Here is a 20,875-nt window from a genome sequence, read left to right as displayed (position 1 = left end):
GGATCGCATGGATTGGAGCGCCTACTCAGCTGCCCTCTTCGACCTCGACGGGGTCATCACGCCCACCGCGGAGGTGCACATGCGCGCGTGGAGCGAGATGTTCAACGCCTTCCTGCCCCCGGACCAGCCGCGCTACACCGACGACGACTACTACCAGTACGTCGACGGGAAGCCCCGCTACGACGGGGTCCGCGACTTCCTACAGGCGCGTGGCATCAGCCTCCCCGAGGGTCTGCCCTCCGACGACCCCGTTGAGCCGACGGTCTGCGGGCTCGGCAACGCCAAGAACGCCCGCTTCAACGAGATCCTCACCCGCGACGGCGTGCAGCCCTATCCAGGTTCGGCGCGGCTCATCGAGAAGCTCGCCGCTGCGGGCGTCGGCCTGGCCGTCGTGTCGAGCTCGAAGAACGCAGCCACGGTGCTGAAGGCGGCGCGCCTCGACCAGTACTTCCCGGTCGTCGTCGACGGGCTGCGCTCGGCCGAGGAGCAGTTGCTCGGCAAGCCCGAGCCCGACACCTTCCTGCGCGCCGCTGGGCTGCTCGACGCCCCGGCCTCGCGCTGCGTCGTGCTGGAGGACGCGATTTCCGGGGTCCAGGCCGGGGCGGCGGGCGAGTTCGGCCTCGTGGTCGGCGTCGACCGGGGCGCCGGTGAGTCGGCGCTGCGGGAGGCAGGCGCGGACCTCGTCGTCCAGGACTTGGAGGAGCTCCTGTGATCCGTGAGGTGAGCGCCGACCCACTCAACCGCTCCCGCTTCCCGATCGAGGACTGGCGATTAGTCGAGACCGAGTACAGCCACAGGGACCTCGGCACCACCGAGACCCTGTTCACGGTCGGCAACGGGTTCCTCGGCATGCGCGGAAACCCGGAGGAGGGGCGCGACTGCTACGCCCACGGCACCTTCATCAACGGCTTCCACGAGACCTGGCGCATCCAGCACGCCGAGGAGGCGTTCGGCTTCGCGCAGACCGGGCAGACCATCATCAACGTCCCCGACACGAAGCTGATGAAGATCTACGTCGACTCCGAGCCGCTCACCCTCTCGGTGGCCGACCTCGAACGCTACGAACGCGCCCTGGACATGCGGCAGGGCCGCCTGACCCGCAGCCTCGTCTGGCGCACGCCGGCCGGCAAGCGGGTCCGCATCGACACCACGCGGATGGTCTCCTTCACCGACCGGTCGATCGCCCTCTACGAGCTGGAGATCGAACTGCTCGACGGCAACGCGCCCGTCGTGATCAGCTCCCAGATCGTCAACCGGCAGGACGGCGGTTCCGAGTACCGCACGCCCGACGACAACCCTGCCGGCTTCGACCCGAGGCGTGCCAACGGGTTCGCGTGGCGGGTCCTCGAGCCACAGTTCAACACGGCGTCCGGCAACCGGATGGCGCTAGGGTTCCGGGCCGCGAACTCCGGAATGACCATCGGCGTGGCGGTGGACCACTACTTCGAGACCGAGAACACGTACGGTGTCGCCTCCTCCACGGAACCCGACCGCGGCAAGGCGGTCTTCACCGTCGAGGCCGAGCCCGGCAAGCCGATCCGCCTGCGCAAGGCGGTCGCCTACCACGTGTCCCGCAGCGTGCCGGCGAGGGAGCTCATCGACCGGTGCCGCCGCAACCTCGACCGCGTCCGCGACTTGGGCTTCGAGCACTTCCAGCGCCTCCAGCGCGAATGGCTCGACGACTACTGGGAAAATGCGGACGTGGTCATCGAGGGCCAGCCGGCGATCCAGCAGGCGGTGCGCTGGTGCCTCTTCCAGTTGGCGCAGAACGCCGCGCGAAGCGACCAGCTCGGCGTCGCCGCCAAGGGCGTCTCAGGCTCCGGCTACGAGGGCCACTACTTCTGGGACACCGAGATCTACCTCGTCCCGTTCCTCATCTACACGATGCCCAACGTGGCCCGGAACGTCCTCCGCTACCGCGTGAACCTCCTCCCGCAGGCCCGGGAGCGGGCGGCGGTGCTGTCGATGAAGGGAGCGCTGTTCCCTTGGCGCACGATCAACGGCGAGGAGGCGTCCGCCTACTACGCCGCCGGCACCGCCCAGTTCCACATCGACGCGGACGTCGCGTTCGCGGTCACGAAGTACGGCTGGGCCACCGGCGACACGCAGTTCCTCCACCGCGACGGGGCGGCGGTCATGGTCGAGACCGCTCGCATGTGGGCCGACCTCGGCTTCTGGCGCCGCGGCGCTTCCGGCCGTGACGAGTTCCACATCCACGGCGTCACCGGCCCGGACGAGTACACCGCCGTGGTGAACAACAACATGTTCACCAACGTGATGGCGCGCGCCAACCTCCGCAACGCCGCCGCCCTGATGCGCGACATCCGGCGCGACGACCCCGACGCCTACGCCCGACTCGAGGAGACGCTCAACCTCCGCGAGGAGGAGATCGTGGAGTGGGAGCGCTGCGCCGAGGGCATGCTGGTGCTCTACGACGAGACCCTCGGCATCCACCCGCAGGACGAGAAGTTCCTGCAGTCGGAGTTGTGGGACGTCGAGCACACCCCGGACAACAAGCGGCCCCTCCTGCTGCACTACCACCCGCTCGTGATCTACCGCTTCCAGGTGCTGAAGCAGGCTGACGTCGTGCTCGCCCTCTTCCTGCAGGGCGACCAGTTCAGCGCGCAGGAGAAGCGCGCCGACTTCGAGTACTACGACCCGATCACGACCGGCGACTCCACCCTCTCCAGCGTGGTGCAGTCGCTGATCGCGGCAGAGGTCGGGTACCAGGACATGGCCATGAACTACTTCCTCACCGGCCTGTACGTGGACCTGGCCGACCTCCACGCCAACGCCCGCGACGGCGTCCACATCGCCTCCACGGGCGGGGTGTGGAACGCGCTCGTCCACGGCTTCGGCGGCATGCGCGACCACGGCGGGCACCTCTCGTTCGACCCGCGGCTCCCCGAACAGTGGCGCTCCTTGTCCTACCGACTGCAATACCGCGGCTCCCGCCTCCAGGTGGGGCTCGAGAAGGAGCGCATCACCTTCGAGGTGGTCGACGGGCAACCCGTCACCCTGTCGGTGCGCGGCGAGGAGTTCACCGTCGCGCCGGGCGCCCGCGTCGCCGTCCCGCTCGCCGACCAGGGCCCGCGGCTCAAGTCGCTCGAGGGGAGCCACCCCGTGATCGGCAAGGTCCGCGACGACGGCAGCGTCATCCAGGCCGTGGTGCCGGAATCGACGGAGAGTTGATCTTCACCTACCACGGCCTCGTGCTCCGGCTCGACGTGCCGGGGGAGTGGCGGCGCGTCGACGACGAGGACGCGCTGCGATGGTCCCACGCCTCCGGGCTCCAACTGGTGGTGCGATGGCGCGACGCCGAGCGCGGCCGGCTCGAGGTCGACGTCCTCCCCGCCGCGGGGATCGCCAGCGCCCCGGCCCCGCGGCTGCACATCGAGTCCGACCACCCCCTCATCCCGTGGCTCGGGGGCGCGTCGGGGGAGATCGTCGCCCTGACCGGCCGGGGGCCCGTCATCGCGCAGCAGAAGCGCGGCTACGCGTCGGGCTCCGCCGACTCGATGGGACTGTTCGCCGAGCCGCTCGTCGTCGCGCCCGGGCACCCGCTGTCGAGCGTCTGGGTGTTCGAGCGCTTCGAGGGCGATCTCCTGGACGCCCCGATGGAGCCCCGCTGGCTCCCGCCGCGCCGGCATGTCCCGCTCGGCGAGGAGATCGAACTGGCGCTCCCCGACGGCGTGGTGACCGGGGTCGACGCGGTGGAGACCGACGCGGGCTTCCTGCTGGTCGGCGAACCCGGCTTGCACACGGCGCAGGTCGGCGGCCCGACGGGGATCACGCAGCTGGAGGTGGGCTGGTTCCTCGACTGGCTCGAGCTCGTCGAGGCCGCCCGGGCCGGGGCACCCGACGACCTCTGGAGCTACCTGACGACGCTGCTGCCCCGCGACGTCGACGTGGACGAGCTCGACGTCCGCCTCGCCGCCGCACTCGAGACGCCGACCCTGTGGGGCACGCTCGCCGCCGCCCGCGCCGTCGACTACGGGCTGCCCACGTTCGACGAGGCCCGCTCGGCCGCCGCGCGGCTGGTGGAGGGCGCCGACGTGCCGACCCGGATCGCGCTGCTCAGCCGGGGGCTGGTCGACGTGGGGTGCCTCGTCGGGGTCCAGCTGGGCCGGGAGGCGGTGGAGGGGCTGCGTCGCTTCGGGCTCGGCCGGGTCATGTCGCAGTACCCGGACGGCGCCGAGCGCGAGCTGGCGGCCGTCTGGTTCTGGCTGGCGGGGATGGGCGACACGGCACTGGGCGCGCGGATCGGAGGTATCGTCGCGCTCGTCCACGCGCGGGCCCTGAGCCGCGCCTCGCAGACACTGGACCCGGAGGCGGTGGCATGGCTCTCCCTGTTCGCCTAGCCCGGACGATCCTGCCGGTCCTGGCCGCCCTGCTGGTGGTCGCGGGGCTCGTGTGGTCGACGGAACTCGCCCGCACTCCGATCCGGCAGTACCGGGACGTCGCCTACCTCCCCGACGAGAACCCGCGGCACCGGCTCGACGTGTACACGCCCCCCGGGGCCGACGGCGTCCCCGTCGTGGTGTTCATGCACGGCGGCTCGTGGGCGTTCGGCGACAAGGCGCTCGTCCACCCCGACGGGGCGCTGGGCCAGTACACGGAGTTCCTCGTCAGCCAGGGGTTCGCCGTCGCGAGCGTCAACTACACGCTCGTCGGCGGGGGCACCTTCCCGGTGCAGGTGCAGGACGTGAAGTCCGCGCTTGGGTACCTGCGCGATCATGGGGAGTACTTCGGTATCGACCCGGAACGGATGGTGATGATGGGCGACTCTGCGGGGGGACACCTCGCGTTGATGGTGGGGACGTCGATCGGCGACGAGCGGCTCTCGCACGACGGCCAGGAGGGGCTGGACGACGGCGTGCGCGCGGTCGTGAGCTTCTACGGGCCCACCGATGCCACGAAGTACTGGGAGGACCGGCTCGCCAGCGGCTGCGACGTCGGTGTGACCGGGCCCCGCTCGTCCATGGGGACGCTGCTGGGCGGCATCGATCCCGTCGACCCTGCGCACTTCGCGCTCGTCCGCTCCGCCAGCCCGGCGCTCCGAGCCACCCGCAGCGCCGTGCCCAGCCTGATGCTGCACGGGACCAGCGACTGCGTCGTCGCTTGGGGGCAGTCGCTGCGCATGGCGCGGGCACTCGACGAGCTCGGCGTCGACGAGCGGCTGATCGTCGTCGAGGGGATCGGCCACTCGCACCCCGACTTCTGGAACCGGCACGACCTGCGGATGCAGGTGCTGCGCTTCCTCCGGGAGCACACATGAGGCCGCTGATGGTGCTGGCCCACGGCACCCGAACCACGAGGGCGCAGTGGAACGGCTACGACGAGCTGGTCCCCGCCGCCGAGCTGTTCCCGATCGACCTGCCGGGACACGGGACGCGGCAGGGGCAGCCCGTCGACTACGAGTCCGTCATCGGGGTCTTCGACGAGGCCATCGCCACGGCCCGACCCGGCCAGCCCGTCATCCTCGGCGGGCACAGCCTCGGCGGCTACCTCGCGGCGATGTACGCCGAACACCTGACCCAGTCCGGGCGTGCCGCAGAACTGGCGGGGCTGGTCCTCGTGGGCACCACGGCCGACCCCTCGTCGCCGCTGGCGTCGATCTACAAGGGCTTCGCGAAGGTGCTGCCCGTGGTGGGCTTCGAGCGGATGACGAAGATCGCCAACGTCATGTACCGGGCGCTGGGCATCAAGGCCGACTACCCCGGTCCCGAGTCGTACGAGGCGCTCGCCGACGCGTGGGCGCTCGTGTTCGGCCGCTGCGGACCCCACAACCTCCGCGACCTCGAGTGCCCCGTCGTCCTGGTCAACGGCCAGTTCGACCAGATGCGCATCCATGCGCGGCAGTACGCCGCGCAAGTGCCGGGGACGACGATCCACCTCGTCAAGGGCGCGAGCCACGTCCTCCCCATGACCCACCCCGAGGAACTGGCCGCCATCCTCAACCGGGTCGCCGAGTCGTTCATCCGGTCCTGACGCGGCGGCCGTCACCCCACGTTTGCCCTTTCGTCACCTGATCGTGGGAGACGCCGTGGTCAAGTGGCATTTCGGCGCGTTGTCGATAGCATCGGGGCATGGCGAGGGCGCGCATCACCGACAGTTCACTCAGGGACTTCGTACTCCGGTTGGGCGACGAGCATCCGCCCATCGCCCTCGGCTCCGTGGACCGCACCGTCATCGACCCCGATGCCGTGCGCTCGCGCTTCGCCGGGGTCATCAACTACCTGGCCCGCGTGGAGTTGGAGGTGGACCGCAACGTCCTCGAACTACTCACGCTCCTGCCCAGGGCGTCGGCGGTCGACAAGCTCTTCTACCAGGACGTGTGGTACGACCAGGAGATGGCGCACGGCTACGTCCTCGACCAGCTCCAGGCCGACATCGGCATCGAGGCGGACGAGCCGTACATGGTGGTGCCGGCCGAGATGAAGCTGCTCGGCGCGCTCTCGCACCTGGAACCGATCCACGACGTGGTCCGGATGCTCTACTACATCACCGGCGCGGCGACCGAGCGCCAGGCGGTCCTCGCCTACAGCCACTTCATCCGGGGACTGGACGCCATGGGGGAGCACGCGATCTCGAATACGATCGTCCAGCCGATCAAGCGCCAGGAGCCGGGGCACTTCGCGTTCTACCGGATGTCGGCGGAGAAGATGGTCCAGGACGGCGAGCTCCGGCCCTGGCAGCTGTTCCTCACCCGTCTGCTCCGGTCCTCGAGCTTCAGCCTGGTGGGGACGAACAAGAACGAGAAGTGGAAGGCGCAGATGGGTGAGGTCCTCGTCGCCCTCAACTTCGACGACGAGTTGGAGCTCTTCGCGCGGGAGATCGGCCGCATCGAGTGGAGCATCCTCAACGCCCACGACCAGGGCATGCAGTTCCCGCCCTACATCCTGCGGGCGCTGCGGGAGGCGATCGAGGTGTACCGCGGGCAGGGCGACTTCTCGCGGCCGCGCCGCTCCTCGTTCTCCTGGGCCTCGTAGCGAACCAGCCGTGGTCCGGCAACGCCGGGTCACGCGTCCCGGTCACCCCCGGACTCGAGGAAGGCGCCCGCCTGCAGCCGGTAGAGCTCGGCGTAGCGCCCGTCGCGTGCCATCAACTCCTCGTGGCTGCCGGACTCCGCCACCAGCCCGTCGTGGAGGACGTAGATCCGGTCCGCGCCGCGGACCGTCGAGAAGCGGTGCGAGATGAACAGCGCCGTCCGGCCTCGCAGCGCGTCGCGCAGCGAGGAGAAGAGGGCGTGCTCCGCGCGGGGGTCGAGGGAGGCGCTCGGCTCGTCGAGGATGACGAGGGGGGCGTCGCGGTAGAAGGAGCGGGCGAGCGCGAGACGCTGCCACTGGCCGCCCGAGAGTTCGCGTCCCCCGGGGAACAACCGGGAGAGCAGCTGGTCGAACCCCTCGGGCAGCGACTCGATCGTCTCCTCTGCGCCCGCGGCTCGGGCCGCCGCCCGCACCCGGTCGGGATCGGGCGGTGCGTCGGCGCGGCCGATCGCGATGTTCTCCCCGGCGGAGAAGGCGTAGCGGACGAAGTCCTGGAACACGACGCTCACCCGCTGCCGGAGGCTGGATGGCCGGAACTCCGCGACGTCCCGCCCGTCCCAGAGGATGGCGCCGCTGTCGGGCTCGTAAAGGCCGGCGAGGAGCTTGGCCAGGGTGGTCTTTCCGGAGCCGTTCTCCCCGACGAGCGCCACCACCTCCCCGGCGCGGAGCTCCACGCTGACGCCGCGCAGCGCCTCGGTCTCCGCCGCCGGGTAACGGAAGTGGAGATCCTCGGCGACGATCCGCCGGAACGAGGAGGGTGCCTCGTCGCCGCGGTCCTCCTCGGCGGCGGCGGTGCCGAGGGACAGGAAGCGGTCCAGGTCGTCGAGGAACAGGCCGGACTCGAAGACCACCTGCACGCCCTTGAACAGGGACTGGACCTGCGTGGCCAGCATCCGGATGGCGACGATGGCGGCACCGGCCCCCGCGACCCCGATACGTCCCTGCGCGATGAGCCACACGAGGACCAGGAGGGTGACGAGGAGCACCAGCGCGGCACCGAGCTGGCCCAGCACCGTGAGCACGGTGCGGCGGCGCACATGGCCGACGAGGTCGCGCTGGTAGGCGTCGTAGTGCCGCTCGAAGCGCTCCATCAGCCAGGCCGACAGGCCGAAGGCTCGCACCTCCTTGGCCTCGTCGCGTCCAGTCTGGAGGACCGTGAAGTACTCGCGCCACCGCACCGTGACCGTCTGCTCGAGCGCGAAGTCGAACTCCAGGCGCGACTCGCGGCGGTTGGTCAGGAGGACCGGCACGCCGCCCAGGACGACGAGCGGGAGCAGGATCGGCGACACGGTGGCGAGGGCGGCGGCGACGGCCACCGAGGCCGCCAGCCCGCCGGCCATGCCCATGAGCCCCTGCGTCACCTGGTAGGGCCGCGTGAGGGCGTTGGTCTGCACCCGGCTCAGCCGGTTGTAGAACTCCGGCGTCTCGAAGTGGCGGAGGGCCACCCCCGTGGCGACGATGAGGGCGCGCCGCCACATCGAGCGGGTCACCCGTTCGGCCAGCAGACGCTGCACCTGGCCCTGCACCCCGGTGGCGATGAGGGACAGCGCCGAGAGCCCGGCCAGCACGAGGACGGGCGGCGCGAGGGCTCCCACGGATACCTCGGAGAGCACGGCCGAGAGCACCGCTTGGACTGCTAGCACCTGACCGGCCAGCGCCAACGCGGCAGTCAGTTGCAGCGCCAACAGGAGCACGAACAGTCCGCGCCCCGACTTCCAGACGAGGGCGACGCTCGTCGCCACGAGGCTGGTGAGCTGACCCATCGACCTCCGTCGTGCGCGCGCGGCAGCCCTGAGCGACAGCGAGCGCTCCGGCTCGTCGCCCATGGCCACCACCCCCTCGGGCCGAACGCAGGCGCGTAGCACCATTTAACCCGCACCGCCGCCGCTGCGTGGCCGATCGCTGTAGCGTGTGCCTACCGATCCGAGCCGGGGGGAGGGGCCCATGCGACGGCAAGCCTTGCGACAGCGGGTGGGCGAGGCGCTGGTGACCATCTGCCGCGGAGGTCGACCGACGTTCCCCGACGAGCTGTTGGCACTGGGCCACCTCTTCACCGGCGACCTCGTCGCGGGCGCGCGGTACCACCGGATCGCCCCCCTCGCGCACGTCGCACTGCGCGCGCAGCACCCGGAACTGGCCGCGCTGTTCGAGGACGACCGGACGGCGGCGGTCAGCCGGCACCTGCATGTCACCGCCCGGCTCGGTGCGCTCGCCGACACGTTGTCAGGGCTGCGGTGGCTCACCTTCAAGGGGCCGGTCCTCTCCGAGTTCGCCCACCCCGTCCCCGGGCTGCGCTTCTACAAGGACCTGGACGTCCTCGTCTCGCCGGCGAACTTCCGGGAGGCCTGCACCAGGCTCCTGGACGAGGGCTGGCGGGTGTTGCTGTCCGCCGAATCGCTGGAGAGTGAGGAGCTCCCCGGGGAACTGGCCTTCGCCGACCGCAACGGGCTCGTGCTCGACCTGCACTGGGCGATGGTCGTCAGCCGTTCGGTACGCAGCCGATTCACTTCCGACGCCGACGCGCTGCTCGCCCGTCGTCGGCCGGTGACCCTGGGCCCGACCGCCCTGTCGACGCTGTCGCACGAGGACGCGGTGGTGCATGTCGCCCTGCACGCCGCGCTGATCGGCGCGACGAAGCTGGGCCACCTGCTGGATGCCGACCAGCTGGCGCGGCAGGTCGACGACTGGGACGCGGTGGTCCAGCGGGCCGGGGAGTGGGGCGCGCCCGTGGAGGTGGCGGCGGTCCTCGGCCGCGCGGAGAGAATCCTCGGCACACGGCTCCCGGCGGACCTCGCCGCGAGGCTCGGCGTGGGCGCCGGCATGCGACGCCTGCTCGCGGAACTCGACCGCCGACGGCCCGTCCAGCGCCTGCGCGGGGACGCCTCCGTCGCACGTTTGGTGACCCGTGCGCTCCGCCCCGGGCTGGCGGCCACCGGCGGCAGGGCCCTGCAACGTGCCGCGAGCGGCGTGTCACATCGGATCGTGCGTCGCGCCGAACCGGCGCGGAATCCCACCACGCCGGAGGTGCTCGACGCGTACCTCGCCCGGGTGGAGACCGCCGCCTCCTAGGCCGCACCCACCGCTCGCCGGACCGAGGCGGCCAGCCCCTCGGGGAACGGCGGCCCCCAGGGCATCCTCGCGACGAAGACCGGCACCCGGTCGACGAGGTCGCCCAACTGCTGGAACTGTCGCCGCAGGATGTCCGCGTCGCGCCAGCCGATCAGGCGTGGGAACCGGGACAGCAGCAGGAAGGCCGCCATGGGGTCGGGCCGCTCGACGGTGGTCTCCCGGCGGCCATCCTTGTCGGGGAGGGGCACGATGACCGCCCTCAGCGGCAGCGCCTCGTCCTCGGCGGTGGACACCGACAGCGCTTCGCGGGCGTCGCCGGTCGTGCGTTGCCCCGGCCGTACGGCGAAGGCGTCGGCGAGGGTCCCGGCGGACTTGCGGAGCCTGAGTTCGGTCGCGCCCAGGAAACAGCGCGGTGCCATGCCGCCGAGGTCCAGCCGGAGCACGTCGTCCGTGATGAGCCGCGCCCCCTCCGCGCAGAACAGTGTGGCCGTCGTCGACTTGCCCATCCCCGACGAGCCGACGAACGCGAGCGCCTCGTCGCCCACCTGGACGGCGCTGGCGTGCAGCACGGGGTCGCCGCGGAGGGCGAGGACCGTGGCGAGGACGGTGCCGCCGAGCAGGACCGACAGGATCGCGGGATCGGTCCCGGGGAGCGCGTGCACGCTCGCCTGCCGGAGTCCCTCGTCGAGACGGACGTCGCAGGTCCCGTAGAAACGCAGCAGGTACCCGTGGTCGTCGGCGACGACGGTGTAGTACTGCCGGTCCATCTCGAAGTGCAGCAGCACCGAACCCGTCGGCGCCTCGGTCAGTGAGTGCGCGGGCGCGCCGACGGTGATGTCGAGGTCCGCGGGCGTGGCGGTGGGCAGGAGCCGCGACTGGTGCAGCGGCACTTCGGACCGCACCGTGAGACCGTGCATCCGCGTTGTTGCGCTCATCGCCGCACGTCCTTCCCGGGGGTGGTCAACGGCTGGTAGCCGCTGGCCGCGCCGAGCGGGTCGAGGATCGCTCCCTGGATGACGAGCCAGGCGTGGGCCCGCACCTCCCCGTCGATCCGGGCCACCCCCACCTGCAGCGTCGGCCGCAAGCGTCGGAGCAGCCGGCCGCTGACGAGCGCCTGGCGGAGGCACGTGTCGCCGAAGGGCCAATGCCGCAGTACGCGACGTGTCGCGCGGACCCGTGCTCGGGCCCACGGCGGCAGCGTCCTCATCGGTTCGGCCACCTGGCGGGCCTCCGTGGTTGCCAGCGGCACGCCGAGCCCCGCCGCCAAGCGATCGAGGGCGACGGTGCGCAGGCCCAGTTCGACGAGGGCCGCGACGAACACCGCGCTCGCCGCGCGGGAGAGATCCTTGACCGCTCGTAGGGTCCGTCCGGCGCGGGGTCTCACGGCCCCACTCCTGGCCGGCTGGCCAGCCAAGCCTCGTGGAGCAGTTGGCCCGTGGCCATGGTGGGCTCCTCGGAGAGCCACGAGTCACGGAGGCGCGCGACGTCGACCAAGTCAGGGTCCACCCCGGTCCCGTCCCAGTCCCGCGCGAACGCCCTCGTCTGTTCGCCGATGTACGCGTGGTTGAAACTGGCCTTCGTCGCCCGGGCAAGGACCACATCGGGGAGGACGTCGGAGAAGAGCGCCCGCATCGTCGCGGTGCGCCCCGTGAAGCCCCAGCGGCCGCCGGCCCGGGCCAGCGCGGAGAGGAAGCCGGCGTCGAGCAAGGGCTCGGAGGAACGGAGACCGTGCTCGGCTGCCGCCAGGGCCTGGTTGTGCGCCACCACGCGCAGGAACCGCCGGCCCGCGAGGTGCGCCAGGGCGGCGTCGTAGGGCAGCGGCTCGGCGCTCTCGTCGGCCGCCCCGAGCCTGCGGTGCTCGTGCAGCGCGTCCTTGGTGAGCCACGAACGCTCGCCACTGCGGACCATCGCCCGGCGAAGGAGCATACGCCGGACCGGCCCGGGGGCGATCGACTGCGCCGCCAGGGACAGGAGAGCGGCGGAGGGCCTTCGTCCGCGCCGGAGCGCCGTCAGCGGAGTGACCCGGTGTGGCCCGAGGACCGCATCACCCCCCTCGCCCGTCAGCAGGGAACCCGGAGACAACGAGGAGAACGTCCCGGCCATCGTGTGGAGGGCGGGGGGCCAGAGCACGCCGTGCCGCTGCAGTGAACTGCGCGCCGGCTCGCCAAGCAGGTCGGTCTCACCATGCAGGTACTCCAGACGGACCCACTCCGTCAGCCCCAGGTGCTCGATCACGAGCTGCTGCCACTCGTCCTCGCGGGTCTCGGCCACCAACGGGTGGACCCGGGTGACGGGCACCGGCAGAGCATGGCCCTCCCGGCGGGCGAGCGCGGTGGCCGCCGCCAGGACTGCGGAGGAGTCCCGGCCACCGGAGAACAGCACGTAGCACGGGGGCGACTCCAGAGCCGGGCGCAGCGCATCGTCGAGGGCCTGTCGCGGTGTCGCGGTGCCCGTGGGCCACTGGACCTGAGCGAGCGTTCCGTACACCCACCCGGCCGCCACTTCGAGGGGCGCGCTCCGGATGTACTCCCGGGTGGTCGTGGGGTTCATGGTCAGCACCTCCAGATCGACATGGGTCGGGGGCGGCCGGAGCCGCCCCCGAGTCGTCGGGCCATGGCGGTTCAGGAGAGAACCGGTCCCCACGGCGCCCTCTCGTTGTACAGGTCGTCGGTACCGCCCCGTCCTCCGCCGAGCGTGAGGTCGGTCAGCGAGCCGACTTTCGTCAGCTGCGGCGGCTCGTATGTCTCTTTCATAGCTTCACCTCCCCGAAGTGTGCGTGCCTCGTCGCCCGTGCGACGGAGATCAGGCGGTGTTCCGTGTTTCCAGCAGTCCACTGTCATTGAGGGCCTGCACGAAGTGCCGTACGTCCGACTCCGCCTGGTCGTGGTCGATGCCGAAGGCATCGACGAGCGCCTGGGCAAGCTCCTGGCTCGAACGTTCCTCGGTGAGTTCCTTCATCAGGACCGCCCCGCTGGCGTTCGCCGTGAGATACGTCGATGAGGTGAGGTCGAGAATGATCAGATCGCCATCGATCTCACGCCAGGTGATGTCGGTTGTTCGAAGCTTCATGTGCGTCCCCCCGAAAGCACATTCGGCTCGCCCCCAAAAAAATCGAGCCGAATGAACCGAGTGTAGGCGCCGGAAGGGTTCCTGTGAAGAGCCACTTGCTCCCGGTGGTTGCGGCGCCGGGGGGTCAGCGCTCGAGCACGTCCGCCGGCACGCCTTCGGGGAGCCGGCCGTGGCGTTCGCGGTAGCGCAGGGCGTACTCCTTCACCGCAGTCGGCAGGGTGGCGAAGATCTGCTCGTCGCCCACTCGCGCGATGAAGCCGGTGGGGGCGAGCCGTTCGTAGAGGTCCTGCTTCACCCTGGCCATCGCGAACCGGATGCCCCGGTCCTCCAACCGCCTGCGCAGCTGCTCGAGCGTGTCCAGCGCGGTGAGGTCGATCTCGACGTTGGCCTCCGCGTTGAGCAGGAACCAGCGTACGGGCTCGTCGGCCTCGTCCACCGCGTCGAGTGCGCGGGTGAGGAAGTCGTCGGAGTTGGCGAAGAAGAGGGGGGAGTCGTAGCGGAACACGACGAGGCCCTCCACCTGTGCGGCGTCGGGGTAGTCCTCCAGGCTGTGCATCCCGGCGACACCCGGGGCGTAGCCCAGGACGTCGGCGTGCGGACGCGTGATGCGACGGATCAGGTCGAGGATGGACAGGGCGACGGCGATGCCGATCCCGATGAGTACGCCGAACAGGCCGACGCTCACGGCGGTGATCGCCGTGATGACCAGTTCGCTGCGACGGAAGCGCGCGATTCGGCGGAGCTCGCGCACGTCGACCAGCTGGGTGGCGGCGTAGATGATGAGGGCGCCGAGCGCGGCGTCGGGGAACGTCTCCAGGACCGGGCCGGCGAACAGCAGCACCGCCACCACCCCGAGCAGCGCCACCATGGAGTGCAGTTGCGTGCGGGAACCGACGGCGTCCCCCAGCACCGTGCGCGACCCGCTGCACGAGATCGGGAAGCCCTGCAGGAACCCGTTGGCGAGGTTGGCGGTGCCGAGCGCCAGGAGTTCCTGGTTCGCGTCGATGCGCTGGTGCTTCGCGGCGAAGGCGCGGGCGATCAGGACGTTGTCGGAGAAGCCCACCACCGCGATGCCGACGGCGTAGGGGAGGAGCGCCCACACGTCGAGGTCGCCCAGCCCCGGGACGCGCGGACTCGGGAGGCCGCGCGGCACCTGGCCGACCACGTCAAGCCCGTAGCGCTCGAGCCCGAACACGGCCACGACTCCGGCGGCTAGCAGCAGCACGGCCAGCGGTCCGGGGGCCTTCGGGAAGCGCCATCTCGTCAGGTACAGCAGGCCCAGCACGACCACCGAGACCAGGACGGTGGGCAGGTGCGCGGACCCGAGCTTCACGACGAAGGCCGACAATTCCGCGACGGTGCTCTCGCCCTCGACCTCGACCTTGGTCACCTTGTCGAGCTGGCTGACGATCATCAGCACGGCGATCCCCACCATGTAGCCCACGAGCACCGGCGCCGACAGCAGGTTGGTCAGGAATCCCAGCCTGGCGATGAAGCCGACGAGGCAGACGATGCCCACGGCGATCGCCATGATGGCGGCGACCTCCGCATAGCGCTCCTCACCCGCCGCGCCGACGAGCGCACCGACGCCAGCCGCCGTCATCAGGGCGGTGGTCGACTCGGGCCCGATCGAGAGCTTGCGCGACGTCCCCAGTGCGAAGTACACGAGCATCGGGGCGATGATCGCCCAGAGCCCTACGACGGGGGAGAGCCCCGCGATGACCGCGTAGGCCATCACCTGGGGGACGAGGTAGGCGGCGACGGTGAGGCCCGCCACCACGTCGCCGCGGAGCCAGCCGCGCTCGTAGCGGCGCAGGACGGCGATCCCGGGGAGCAACCGCTCCCACATGGGTTCGTCCACGCGCGCCATGGCCAGACATTACCCCCGTGCGCCCTCGTCAGAGGGCCTGCGCCGCGTTCGCGGGGCCGCCACGGGAGTCAGCCGAGGCGCACCTGCACGACCGCGCGGTCGAGGTGGGGCAGCGCCCCGTGCAGGGCCGCGCGGACCTCGTCGGCGATGGCTTGGATGGAGGCCTGGCCGGCCTCTTCGGGAACCGTGATCGTGACCTCGCCCTCGAGGCGGTGCCCCAGCCAGCGGGCGCGGGCGTCGTCCACCGACACCACCCCCGGGACGGAGCGGGCCGCGGTCTCCACCCTTTCGAGGGTCCCGTCGTCGACCCCGTCCATCAGGCGCCGGACGACGGTTCGCATCGAACGGATGAGCACCAGCACGATGACCGCGGCGATGACCAGGCCGATGATGGCGTCGAGCTGGGGGAGGCCGAGCCACGCACCCGCGACGCCGATGATGACCGCGAGCGACGTGAGTGCATCCGTCCGCGCGTGTTGGCCTTCAGCGACCAACGCCGCCGAACCGATGCGCCGGCCGGCGCGGATGCGGTACTGCGCCACGATCTCGTTGCCCGCCGCCCCGATGATCGCCGCCGCGAGCACCCACCCGAGGTTGGTGAGTGCCCGTGGCTCGACGATGGCCCGGACCGACTCCCAGATGATCAGCGCGGCGGAGAGCGCGATGACGAACCCGATCAGTAGGCCGACGAGGTCCTCCGCCCGCTTGAAGCCGTAGGGGTACCGCCGGGTGCGGGGCCGGCGCCCGATCCGGAAGGCGAGGATCAAGGGGATGGTGGTGGCGAGGTGGCCGAGGTTGTGCAGCGTGTCGGCCAGGAGCGCCATGGAGCCGCTGAGGGCGACGATCACGATCTGCAGCACTGCTGTGGCGCCCATGCCGGCGAGGCTGAACCAGGCCGCCCGGATGCCGTAGGCGCTGGCCTCCTCCGCGGTGAGGATCGCCTCGGTGTGGTCGTGGCTGTGCGGGGTGAGGGCATGGCGCAGCCGGCCGAGCGGGCGGTGGTCGTGGTGGTGGTCCGCAGGGCCGTGGTCGTGATCGGTGTGCGGCTCCGCGGGATGGCTGTGGGGCATGGCCACAGCTTATCCTCATGTCTTCGCAGGTATGCAGGTAGGTTAGCCTGGTGGGCATGCCAGTGGGGACGTCGAGACTCGTGCCGGAGCCCGAGCATGCCCGCCTCGCCAGTGAATCGTTCCGGATCCTCGCCGATCCAACTCGGGTCCGGCTGCTGTGGGTCCTGCTCCGGGAGGAGTGCAACGTGGGACGGCTCGCCGAGTTGGTGGACGCGAGCCCCACGGTGGTCAGCCAGCACCTGGCGAAGCTGCGCTCGGCGCGGCTGGTGGACACCCGTCGGGAGGGCACCTACGTCTACTACTCCGCCACCGACGCGCACGTCGGGCGCCTGCTCACCGAGGCGCTGTCCTACGCGGAGCACCAGTCCGGGGCGGCGAGCGGGGACGACCCCCACTCGTACGCCCTCTGAGCGACGCTCAGTCCGCCGGGACCTGCTCCGGCCGGAGCTCGTCGACGACCGCCACCACCACGTCGTGGACCTTCCAGTCCAGGTCCTCCAACGTCGTGCGCAGCTCGACGATCTGGGCGGGCGTCGGGTCCATGCCCAGCAGCGGAACCACGAACATCTCGACGTGGAAGACGTGGCCCTCGTCGCGTACGCGCGCCCGAGCCTCCTTCACCCACGGCACTTCCCGCGCCTTCTCCTCGACCTCCACCGTGAGCGGGTGCGGCCCCTTGTCGTCGTGGGTCTTGGCCCGAGCGTCGGTCAGCCCCGTCACAGCTGCGCGGACGTTGGTCACGCCGTCCTTCACGATGGACGCGGACACGGCGATGGCGGCCGCGGCGTCGGCCCACCACAAGCCCATCCCGATGCCGAGCACGCCCACGACGGTGGCGAGGCCGGTCATCCAATCGGCCTTCAGCATGTCCGCGTCGGCGAACAGTACCTTGTCGTGCAGTTCCTCCGAGAGCTTGAGCTTCATCCGGCCCAGGACCACCATCGGCGGCACCGCGACGAGCATCGCGGCCACCATGGGCCAGCCGGCCCAGATGGCGTGGCCGAACAGCACCGTCATCCCGATGGGCGGCTTGTCCACCATGAGCAGCCCGATCGCCGAGTCCACCAGGAGCAGTGCCCCCATCGCGAACAGTGCGACGGCGGAGACGAGGTGCCCGACGCCGATGGCCCGGTGGTGACCGTAGGGGTGGTCCCGCGAGGGCCCGCGCCGGATCACGCGGGTGGCGACCAGGAACGCGATGGGCGGTAGGAGCGCGAGGATGTCCTCCACCCATGCCACGCGCATGGCCTGCGACTGGCCCATCACCAGGCCGACCATGGTGATGACAGCGGCCACGATCGCGATGGAGATCCACTCCAGGCGGATCGCCTTCCGCATGATCTCGCTCTGCTTGTCGGGCAGGGCGTCGTGCCCCGACCCGGCGGCGGTCTGGCTGTTCGACGTCACCGGATCTCTCCCTCCTGCTCGGCGAGGTAGCGCTCGAGGGCGACCTGGAAGGCGTTCTCGCCCTTCGGGACACCCATCACCATCTTCTGCTGCTTGCCGTCCTCGCTCTTGACCTTCGTGTAGGGCCGCGTCAGCGAGATGTCGCTCTTCCATGGGGACACGGAGGTGAGGCCGCCGATCACGATGTCGACCTGCCCCCGCTTCACCTCGTCGGCCAGGATGGACTCCGGGCCCACCTCCCACTCGATCTCGGCGCCGAGGCTCTCGGCGAAGCCCTCGACGAGCGCCGCCTCGCTGCCGGACACCTCGTCGCCCGGCCCCACCGACGTCCAGGGCTCGTGCTCCGAGACCCCCACGACGAGCGTGCCTCCCCGGACCCTGTCGAGCGTCCCCTCGGAGTCCTTCGGGAACGTGCCGCAGCCGGTGGCAGCGACGACGAGCGCCGCCGCCGCGGCGAGCGCCCGGCGCGTGGATCGCCTTGCAGACATCTGACCTCCTTCGAAGTGATCGATCGTAGCCCCGGGCCCGTGCACGGGGCCCGATGGTGGGCGCGGGCTCAGCCGAGCGGCACCTCCGAGAGGCGGGTGCCCTGCCGGACCGTCATCCTCGCCGTGCCGCCGAGGTCCCTGCCGATGGTCACCTCGACACCCGCGGGGTCGACGATGCCGACGTCGGACATCGCCTGCTGCTGGAGCGCGGCCAGCTCGCCGGCGCTGAACTGCGCGAGGTCGAGGGGAGGCTCCGCGCTCGGGGTGTCGCACCGCCACGCGAGGTCGGTCCCGTCGCGCGCGATGTCGAGGGCGGGCTGGCAGCCATTGGTGGCGCTGGCCGCCGACAGGCCGAAGCCGACGCGTTCCTGGTCGAGGGACAGGCTCGTGAACCGCAGGGACGGGTCGAGGACCGCCGCCTGGGCGAGCAGTTGGTCCCATGTCTCCTCGACGGTCAGCCCGCCGTAGTCCGGCAGCGCGTCGTCCCCCAGGTGGACGGCGACGGGATCCGCGCCGCCCAGAGCCTCGAACTCCTCGTCGCCGCAGCGCAGCTCGCTGACCAGCGCGGACGGGGTGAGTGCTTGCACGGTGACGCGGAAGTTCGCTCCGTCGCAGCCCTCGGCCAGCGCCTCGACGCGGGTCTGCAGCTCCGCCGGGTCGATTCCCGCGAAGTCGACCGCCGGGTACTCCTGCTCGACGGCCCGGCTGTCGGAGGTGCCCTCGGCGAGCCGCCAGTGGCGCAGCGCGCCGTCCCGCACGGCCCAGGCCACGATCTCCTCGTCGCCCACGTCCAGCCGCGAGAACGTGTCGGCCTCCTGCGCGAGCTCGGTCAGGCGCTGCCCGACCAGGGCAGGGGCGGAGGCCGTGGGTGTACCTTCTGAGCCCGTGCAGCCGGTCAGGGCCAACGCCACCGCCAGTGCGCCGGCCCGCGCCGTCCGCCTGCTCACTCGTCGAGCATCTGCTCGAGCCGGCGCGCCTCCGCGGCGTTCAGGTCCTCACCCTCGAGGTAGGTGCGGATGGTGCCGTCGAGGATATCCGACATCTCGGCCGCCGCGCGCTTGCCGCGGCGGAGGGCGGCGTCGACGATGTGGTCGGCGAGGCTGTTGAGCCCGGCCGCGGTGGTGGCCATGAAGCCCGGCAGCTGGTGGAACATGGTCTCGATCGCCGGGGTGTTCGCGGCGGTGTCGATGACCGCATCGAAGTCGCCGCTCATGTCCGCCCAGTACTCGATGTGGTCCTTGAAGTACTGCGTCTGGAACTTGAGGTCCTCGAACGAGCTCTCCCCGACGCCCTTGCGCCCGGAGAGCGCGGCCGGCATCGGCCAGCCCACGCCGCCCGCTCCGGTGGGCTCGCTCATGCGGTTGAGCTCGTTCTTCTGCGACTCGGTCTGCAGGATGTCGGTCACGGCGCTGTTCAGCGTGGTCACCAGCGCCTCGATCTCGGCGATCTGCAGCGTCTTGTACTCCCCGACCTTCTCACCGATCGTGCCTGCGATGTTGATGATCGCGTCGATGCTCCACTCGTCCGGCACCCACGACTCCGTCGCGAGCCCCACGTAGTAGTCGTACTGGGCGCGTTCGAGCTCCGCGAATTGCGTGAGGTGCGTGCCCATGCTGCTGAGGAACTCCGCGTCGCGGTTCAGCATCGTCTCGATGCTCGTCGCCGTCGTCTCGTGGGCGTCGTGCTGCAGCGCCACGTTCTCGCCGTAGGTGTCCGAGGCGCTGGGGCTGCGCCATCCGTCGAGGTCGCCGCTCGTGGGGATCTGGCTGGCGGAGCTGGCGTAGACCAACTGCGAGAAGCGGGAGGAGACGTCCACCCAGCCGCTCATGTGCTCGGCGATGCTGGTCACCGAGTCACGCATGTGCTCCGCGTCCAGCTCGAACTTCTCGTCCGCGTCGTCGACGATGCCCTGGGTCTCGGCGAGGGCGTCGAGCGCCTCCTGCTTGCGCGGGTGGTCGACGACCTCCTCGCTGAAGCTCATGCCGCCGGTCCAGATGAGGGCCTTCTCCCACCAGGCGTAGGGGTCGTCACGGTACTCGACGGAGGTGTGCCCCGACTGGCCGTGGGTCACCGTGTACTTCCACTGCTTGAGCTGGCCGATGACCGACTTGATGTTGCCGAGCACGTTCGCGCCCTCCTCGGCGAGCTGGCCATAGCTCTCGACGAGGTCGAGGCACGTCTGCTCGATGGCGCGGGCGGCGTTGTAGGAGTCGTTCATCGGCGCACCGCCGAGGCGAACTCGCTGATGGAATCGTGCAGGCGGTGCAGCGCCCGGCGCTCCTCGGCGGCCGGGTCGTGCAGGACGAGGTCCACGTCGGCGAAGGCCGCGAGCACCTCGTCGACGAGCGTCTGGATGTTGGCCTTCTCGGCCCAGGCGGGGTTCAGCTTCAGCGACTCGAACCGTCCTTGGGAGAAGCGCAGCTGCACGTGGTTCCCCTCGGCGGCTGCCACGGGGGCAGGATCGGGGACCAGCGTGCCCTCGGCGGCGCGGCGGCGGAAGTCGCGCGCGCGGCGGTGCCAGTCGTTGTGCTGCTCCATGTAGGCGCGCAACTCGCCCGGCGACATCGCCCGCGCCGGCGCGGGGACGGCCGCTGTGGCGCGGGCTGCGGGTGGCATCGCGTCGCGGATGGCGGCGGAGATGGCCTGCGCGAGCTCCTCGGGCGTTCCGTGATCTCGCCATTTGTTGCTGATCAGGAGGCGGGCGAGGCGACCGTCCTCCACGGCGACCTCGACCCTGTCTGCAAGCGGCATGGATTTCCCTTTCTTCGCGGCCAACCATAGGAGGCGGGGAGCCCGTCGCGCGCCCCTTCGCCGCCGTTCGGAGGAAAGTTGGGCGAGAATACTCAGGGCCCT

Annotated in this window: 21 protein-coding genes; 8 read left to right on the top strand and 13 right to left on the bottom strand. The window is 70.9% G+C overall.

Annotated features, from left to right (window positions below):
* Positions 1-7 precede the first annotated feature (7 nt).
* The 6 genes from BLR46_RS05765 to BLR46_RS05745 all read left to right on the top strand — a co-directional run bounded on the left by BLR46_RS05765 (position 8) and on the right by BLR46_RS05745 (position 6,992).
* Positions 8-712: an HAD family hydrolase gene (locus tag BLR46_RS05765; protein ID WP_093249855.1), complete on the top strand. Its 705-nt coding sequence runs from the start codon at positions 8-10 to the stop codon at positions 710-712.
* Positions 712-3,192 carry a glycoside hydrolase family 65 protein gene (locus tag BLR46_RS05760; RefSeq protein WP_093250738.1) on the top strand — a complete coding sequence of 827 codons (2,481 nt, stop codon included), beginning with the start codon at positions 712-714 and terminating at the stop codon, positions 3,190-3,192. The genes BLR46_RS05765 and BLR46_RS05760 overlap by 1 nt, the downstream gene beginning before the upstream one ends.
* Positions 3,189-4,361, top strand: coding sequence for a hypothetical protein (locus BLR46_RS14845; protein ID WP_143008227.1), 1,173 nt, complete (start codon positions 3,189-3,191; stop codon positions 4,359-4,361). Before BLR46_RS05760 ends, BLR46_RS14845 begins: the two co-directional genes overlap by 4 nt.
* Positions 4,340-5,278 (top strand): alpha/beta hydrolase, encoded by a 939-nt coding sequence (locus BLR46_RS14840; protein WP_143008226.1) that lies wholly within the window; start codon positions 4,340-4,342, stop codon positions 5,276-5,278. Before BLR46_RS14845 ends, BLR46_RS14840 begins: the two co-directional genes overlap by 22 nt.
* Entirely contained in the window at positions 5,275-5,991 is a 717-nt protein-coding gene (locus BLR46_RS05750) for an alpha/beta fold hydrolase (protein WP_093249853.1), read from the top strand. The genes BLR46_RS14840 and BLR46_RS05750 overlap by 4 nt, the downstream gene beginning before the upstream one ends.
* 98 nt (positions 5,992-6,089) lie before the next feature.
* Positions 6,090-6,992: a GTP-binding protein LepA gene (locus BLR46_RS05745; RefSeq protein WP_093249852.1), complete on the top strand. Its 903-nt coding sequence runs from the start codon at positions 6,090-6,092 to the stop codon at positions 6,990-6,992.
* 29 nt (positions 6,993-7,021) lie between these two features.
* Here BLR46_RS05745 and BLR46_RS05740 read toward each other — a convergent pair whose 3' ends face one another.
* A complete protein-coding gene (locus BLR46_RS05740) occupies positions 7,022-8,875 on the bottom strand; it encodes an ABC transporter ATP-binding protein (RefSeq protein WP_218118361.1) in 1,854 nt (617 codons plus the stop codon).
* 118 nt (positions 8,876-8,993) lie between these two features.
* Between BLR46_RS05740 and BLR46_RS05735 the strand changes: the two genes are divergently transcribed.
* Positions 8,994-10,118: a nucleotidyltransferase family protein gene (locus BLR46_RS05735; protein ID WP_093249849.1), complete on the top strand. Its 1,125-nt coding sequence runs from the start codon at positions 8,994-8,996 to the stop codon at positions 10,116-10,118.
* Here the strand turns inward: BLR46_RS05735 and BLR46_RS05730 are convergent.
* From BLR46_RS05730 to BLR46_RS05705, 7 genes are all read right to left on the bottom strand, one after another.
* The gene (locus BLR46_RS05730) at positions 10,115-11,053 is read right to left on the bottom strand and encodes a phosphoenolpyruvate carboxykinase (ATP) (RefSeq protein ID WP_143008225.1); all 939 of its coding nucleotides are present in this window, start codon (positions 11,051-11,053) and stop codon (positions 10,115-10,117) included. The two genes, BLR46_RS05735 and BLR46_RS05730, sit on opposite strands and share 4 nt — an antisense overlap.
* Positions 11,050-11,502 carry a lasso peptide biosynthesis B2 protein gene (locus tag BLR46_RS05725; RefSeq protein WP_176761679.1) on the bottom strand — a complete coding sequence of 151 codons (453 nt, stop codon included), beginning with the start codon at positions 11,500-11,502 and terminating at the stop codon, positions 11,050-11,052. The genes BLR46_RS05730 and BLR46_RS05725 overlap by 4 nt, the downstream gene beginning before the upstream one ends.
* Positions 11,499-12,668, bottom strand: a complete 1,170-nt coding sequence (locus BLR46_RS05720; protein ID WP_143008224.1) for an asparagine synthase-related protein — start codon at positions 12,666-12,668, stop codon at positions 11,499-11,501. The genes BLR46_RS05725 and BLR46_RS05720 overlap by 4 nt, the downstream gene beginning before the upstream one ends.
* Before the next feature lie 71 nt (positions 12,669-12,739).
* Positions 12,740-12,871, bottom strand: coding sequence for a lasso RiPP family leader peptide-containing protein (locus tag BLR46_RS15045; protein ID WP_176761678.1), 132 nt, complete (start codon positions 12,869-12,871; stop codon positions 12,740-12,742).
* 49 nt (positions 12,872-12,920) lie between these two features.
* Positions 12,921-13,187, bottom strand: coding sequence for a PqqD family protein (locus tag BLR46_RS05715; RefSeq protein WP_093249844.1), 267 nt, complete (start codon positions 13,185-13,187; stop codon positions 12,921-12,923).
* Between the two features lie 124 nt (positions 13,188-13,311).
* Positions 13,312-15,057: a SulP family inorganic anion transporter gene (locus BLR46_RS05710; RefSeq protein ID WP_093249843.1), complete on the bottom strand. Its 1,746-nt coding sequence runs from the start codon at positions 15,055-15,057 to the stop codon at positions 13,312-13,314.
* Between the two features lie 68 nt (positions 15,058-15,125).
* Positions 15,126-16,127, bottom strand: coding sequence for a cation diffusion facilitator family transporter (locus tag BLR46_RS05705; RefSeq protein ID WP_093250736.1), 1,002 nt, complete (start codon positions 16,125-16,127; stop codon positions 15,126-15,128).
* A gap of 56 nt (positions 16,128-16,183) precedes the next feature.
* On the opposite strand from BLR46_RS05705, the gene BLR46_RS05700 reads away from it, so the two are divergent.
* Positions 16,184-16,537 carry an ArsR/SmtB family transcription factor gene (locus BLR46_RS05700; RefSeq protein ID WP_093250733.1) on the top strand — a complete coding sequence of 118 codons (354 nt, stop codon included), beginning with the start codon at positions 16,184-16,186 and terminating at the stop codon, positions 16,535-16,537.
* A 7-nt stretch (positions 16,538-16,544) separates the two neighbouring features.
* On the opposite strand, the gene BLR46_RS05695 is transcribed toward BLR46_RS05700, so the two are convergent.
* From BLR46_RS05695 to BLR46_RS05675, 5 genes are all read right to left on the bottom strand, one after another.
* Entirely contained in the window at positions 16,545-17,534 is a 990-nt protein-coding gene (locus BLR46_RS05695) for a cation efflux transmembrane domain-containing protein (protein ID WP_245701543.1), read from the bottom strand.
* Positions 17,531-18,022: a transporter substrate-binding domain-containing protein gene (locus BLR46_RS05690; protein ID WP_093249842.1), complete on the bottom strand. Its 492-nt coding sequence runs from the start codon at positions 18,020-18,022 to the stop codon at positions 17,531-17,533. The genes BLR46_RS05695 and BLR46_RS05690 overlap by 4 nt, the downstream gene beginning before the upstream one ends.
* A 68-nt stretch (positions 18,023-18,090) precedes the next feature.
* Positions 18,091-18,969 carry a hypothetical protein gene (locus BLR46_RS05685; RefSeq protein ID WP_093249841.1) on the bottom strand — a complete coding sequence of 293 codons (879 nt, stop codon included), beginning with the start codon at positions 18,967-18,969 and terminating at the stop codon, positions 18,091-18,093.
* Complete coding sequence (locus BLR46_RS05680; protein WP_093249833.1) at positions 18,966-20,240, bottom strand: hypothetical protein; 1,275 nt, start codon at positions 20,238-20,240, stop codon at positions 18,966-18,968. The genes BLR46_RS05685 and BLR46_RS05680 overlap by 4 nt, the downstream gene beginning before the upstream one ends.
* A complete protein-coding gene (locus tag BLR46_RS05675) occupies positions 20,237-20,773 on the bottom strand; it encodes a hypothetical protein (protein ID WP_093249830.1) in 537 nt (178 codons plus the stop codon). The genes BLR46_RS05680 and BLR46_RS05675 overlap by 4 nt, the downstream gene beginning before the upstream one ends.
* Between the last annotated feature and the right edge of the window lie 102 nt (positions 20,774-20,875).

It is taken from the genome of Tessaracoccus oleiagri (assembly GCF_900103275.1).
In the GTDB taxonomy this organism is placed as follows: Bacteria; Actinomycetota; Actinomycetes; order Propionibacteriales; family Propionibacteriaceae; genus Arachnia; species Arachnia oleiagri.
The sequence above is the reverse complement of the archived record's forward strand: the minus strand, read 5'-3'. Positions and strand labels throughout refer to the sequence as shown.

What these genes read in the sequence shown, in the direction of transcription:
- BLR46_RS05765 (WP_093249855.1), top strand. Translation starts at nt 8, where the DNA reads ATGGATTGGAGCGCCTACTCAGCTGCCCTCTTCGACCTCGACGGGGTC.
- BLR46_RS14840 (WP_143008226.1), top strand. Translation starts at nt 4,340, where the DNA reads ATGGCTCTCCCTGTTCGCCTAGCCCGGACGATCCTGCCGGTCCTGGCC.
- BLR46_RS05750 (WP_093249853.1), top strand. Translation starts at nt 5,275, where the DNA reads ATGAGGCCGCTGATGGTGCTGGCCCACGGCACCCGAACCACGAGGGCG.
- BLR46_RS05745 (WP_093249852.1), top strand. Translation starts at nt 6,090, where the DNA reads ATGGCGAGGGCGCGCATCACCGACAGTTCACTCAGGGACTTCGTACTC.
- BLR46_RS05740 (WP_218118361.1), bottom strand. Translation starts at nt 8,875, where the DNA reads ATGGGCGACGAGCCGGAGCGCTCGCTGTCGCTCAGGGCTGCCGCGCGC.
- BLR46_RS05735 (WP_093249849.1), top strand. Translation starts at nt 8,994, where the DNA reads ATGCGACGGCAAGCCTTGCGACAGCGGGTGGGCGAGGCGCTGGTGACC.
- BLR46_RS05730 (WP_143008225.1), bottom strand. Translation starts at nt 11,053, where the DNA reads ATGAGCGCAACAACGCGGATGCACGGTCTCACGGTGCGGTCCGAAGTG.
- BLR46_RS05720 (WP_143008224.1), bottom strand. Translation starts at nt 12,668, where the DNA reads ATGAACCCCACGACCACCCGGGAGTACATCCGGAGCGCGCCCCTCGAA.
- BLR46_RS15045 (WP_176761678.1), bottom strand. Translation starts at nt 12,871, where the DNA reads ATGAAAGAGACATACGAGCCGCCGCAGCTGACGAAAGTCGGCTCGCTG.
- BLR46_RS05715 (WP_093249844.1), bottom strand. Translation starts at nt 13,187, where the DNA reads ATGAAGCTTCGAACAACCGACATCACCTGGCGTGAGATCGATGGCGAT.
- BLR46_RS05710 (WP_093249843.1), bottom strand. Translation starts at nt 15,057, where the DNA reads ATGGCGCGCGTGGACGAACCCATGTGGGAGCGGTTGCTCCCCGGGATC.
- BLR46_RS05705 (WP_093250736.1), bottom strand. Translation starts at nt 16,127, where the DNA reads ATGCCCCACAGCCATCCCGCGGAGCCGCACACCGATCACGACCACGGC.
- BLR46_RS05700 (WP_093250733.1), top strand. Translation starts at nt 16,184, where the DNA reads ATGCCAGTGGGGACGTCGAGACTCGTGCCGGAGCCCGAGCATGCCCGC.
- BLR46_RS05690 (WP_093249842.1), bottom strand. Translation starts at nt 18,022, where the DNA reads ATGTCTGCAAGGCGATCCACGCGCCGGGCGCTCGCCGCGGCGGCGGCG.
- BLR46_RS05680 (WP_093249833.1), bottom strand. Translation starts at nt 20,240, where the DNA reads ATGAACGACTCCTACAACGCCGCCCGCGCCATCGAGCAGACGTGCCTC.
- BLR46_RS05675 (WP_093249830.1), bottom strand. Translation starts at nt 20,773, where the DNA reads ATGCCGCTTGCAGACAGGGTCGAGGTCGCCGTGGAGGACGGTCGCCTC.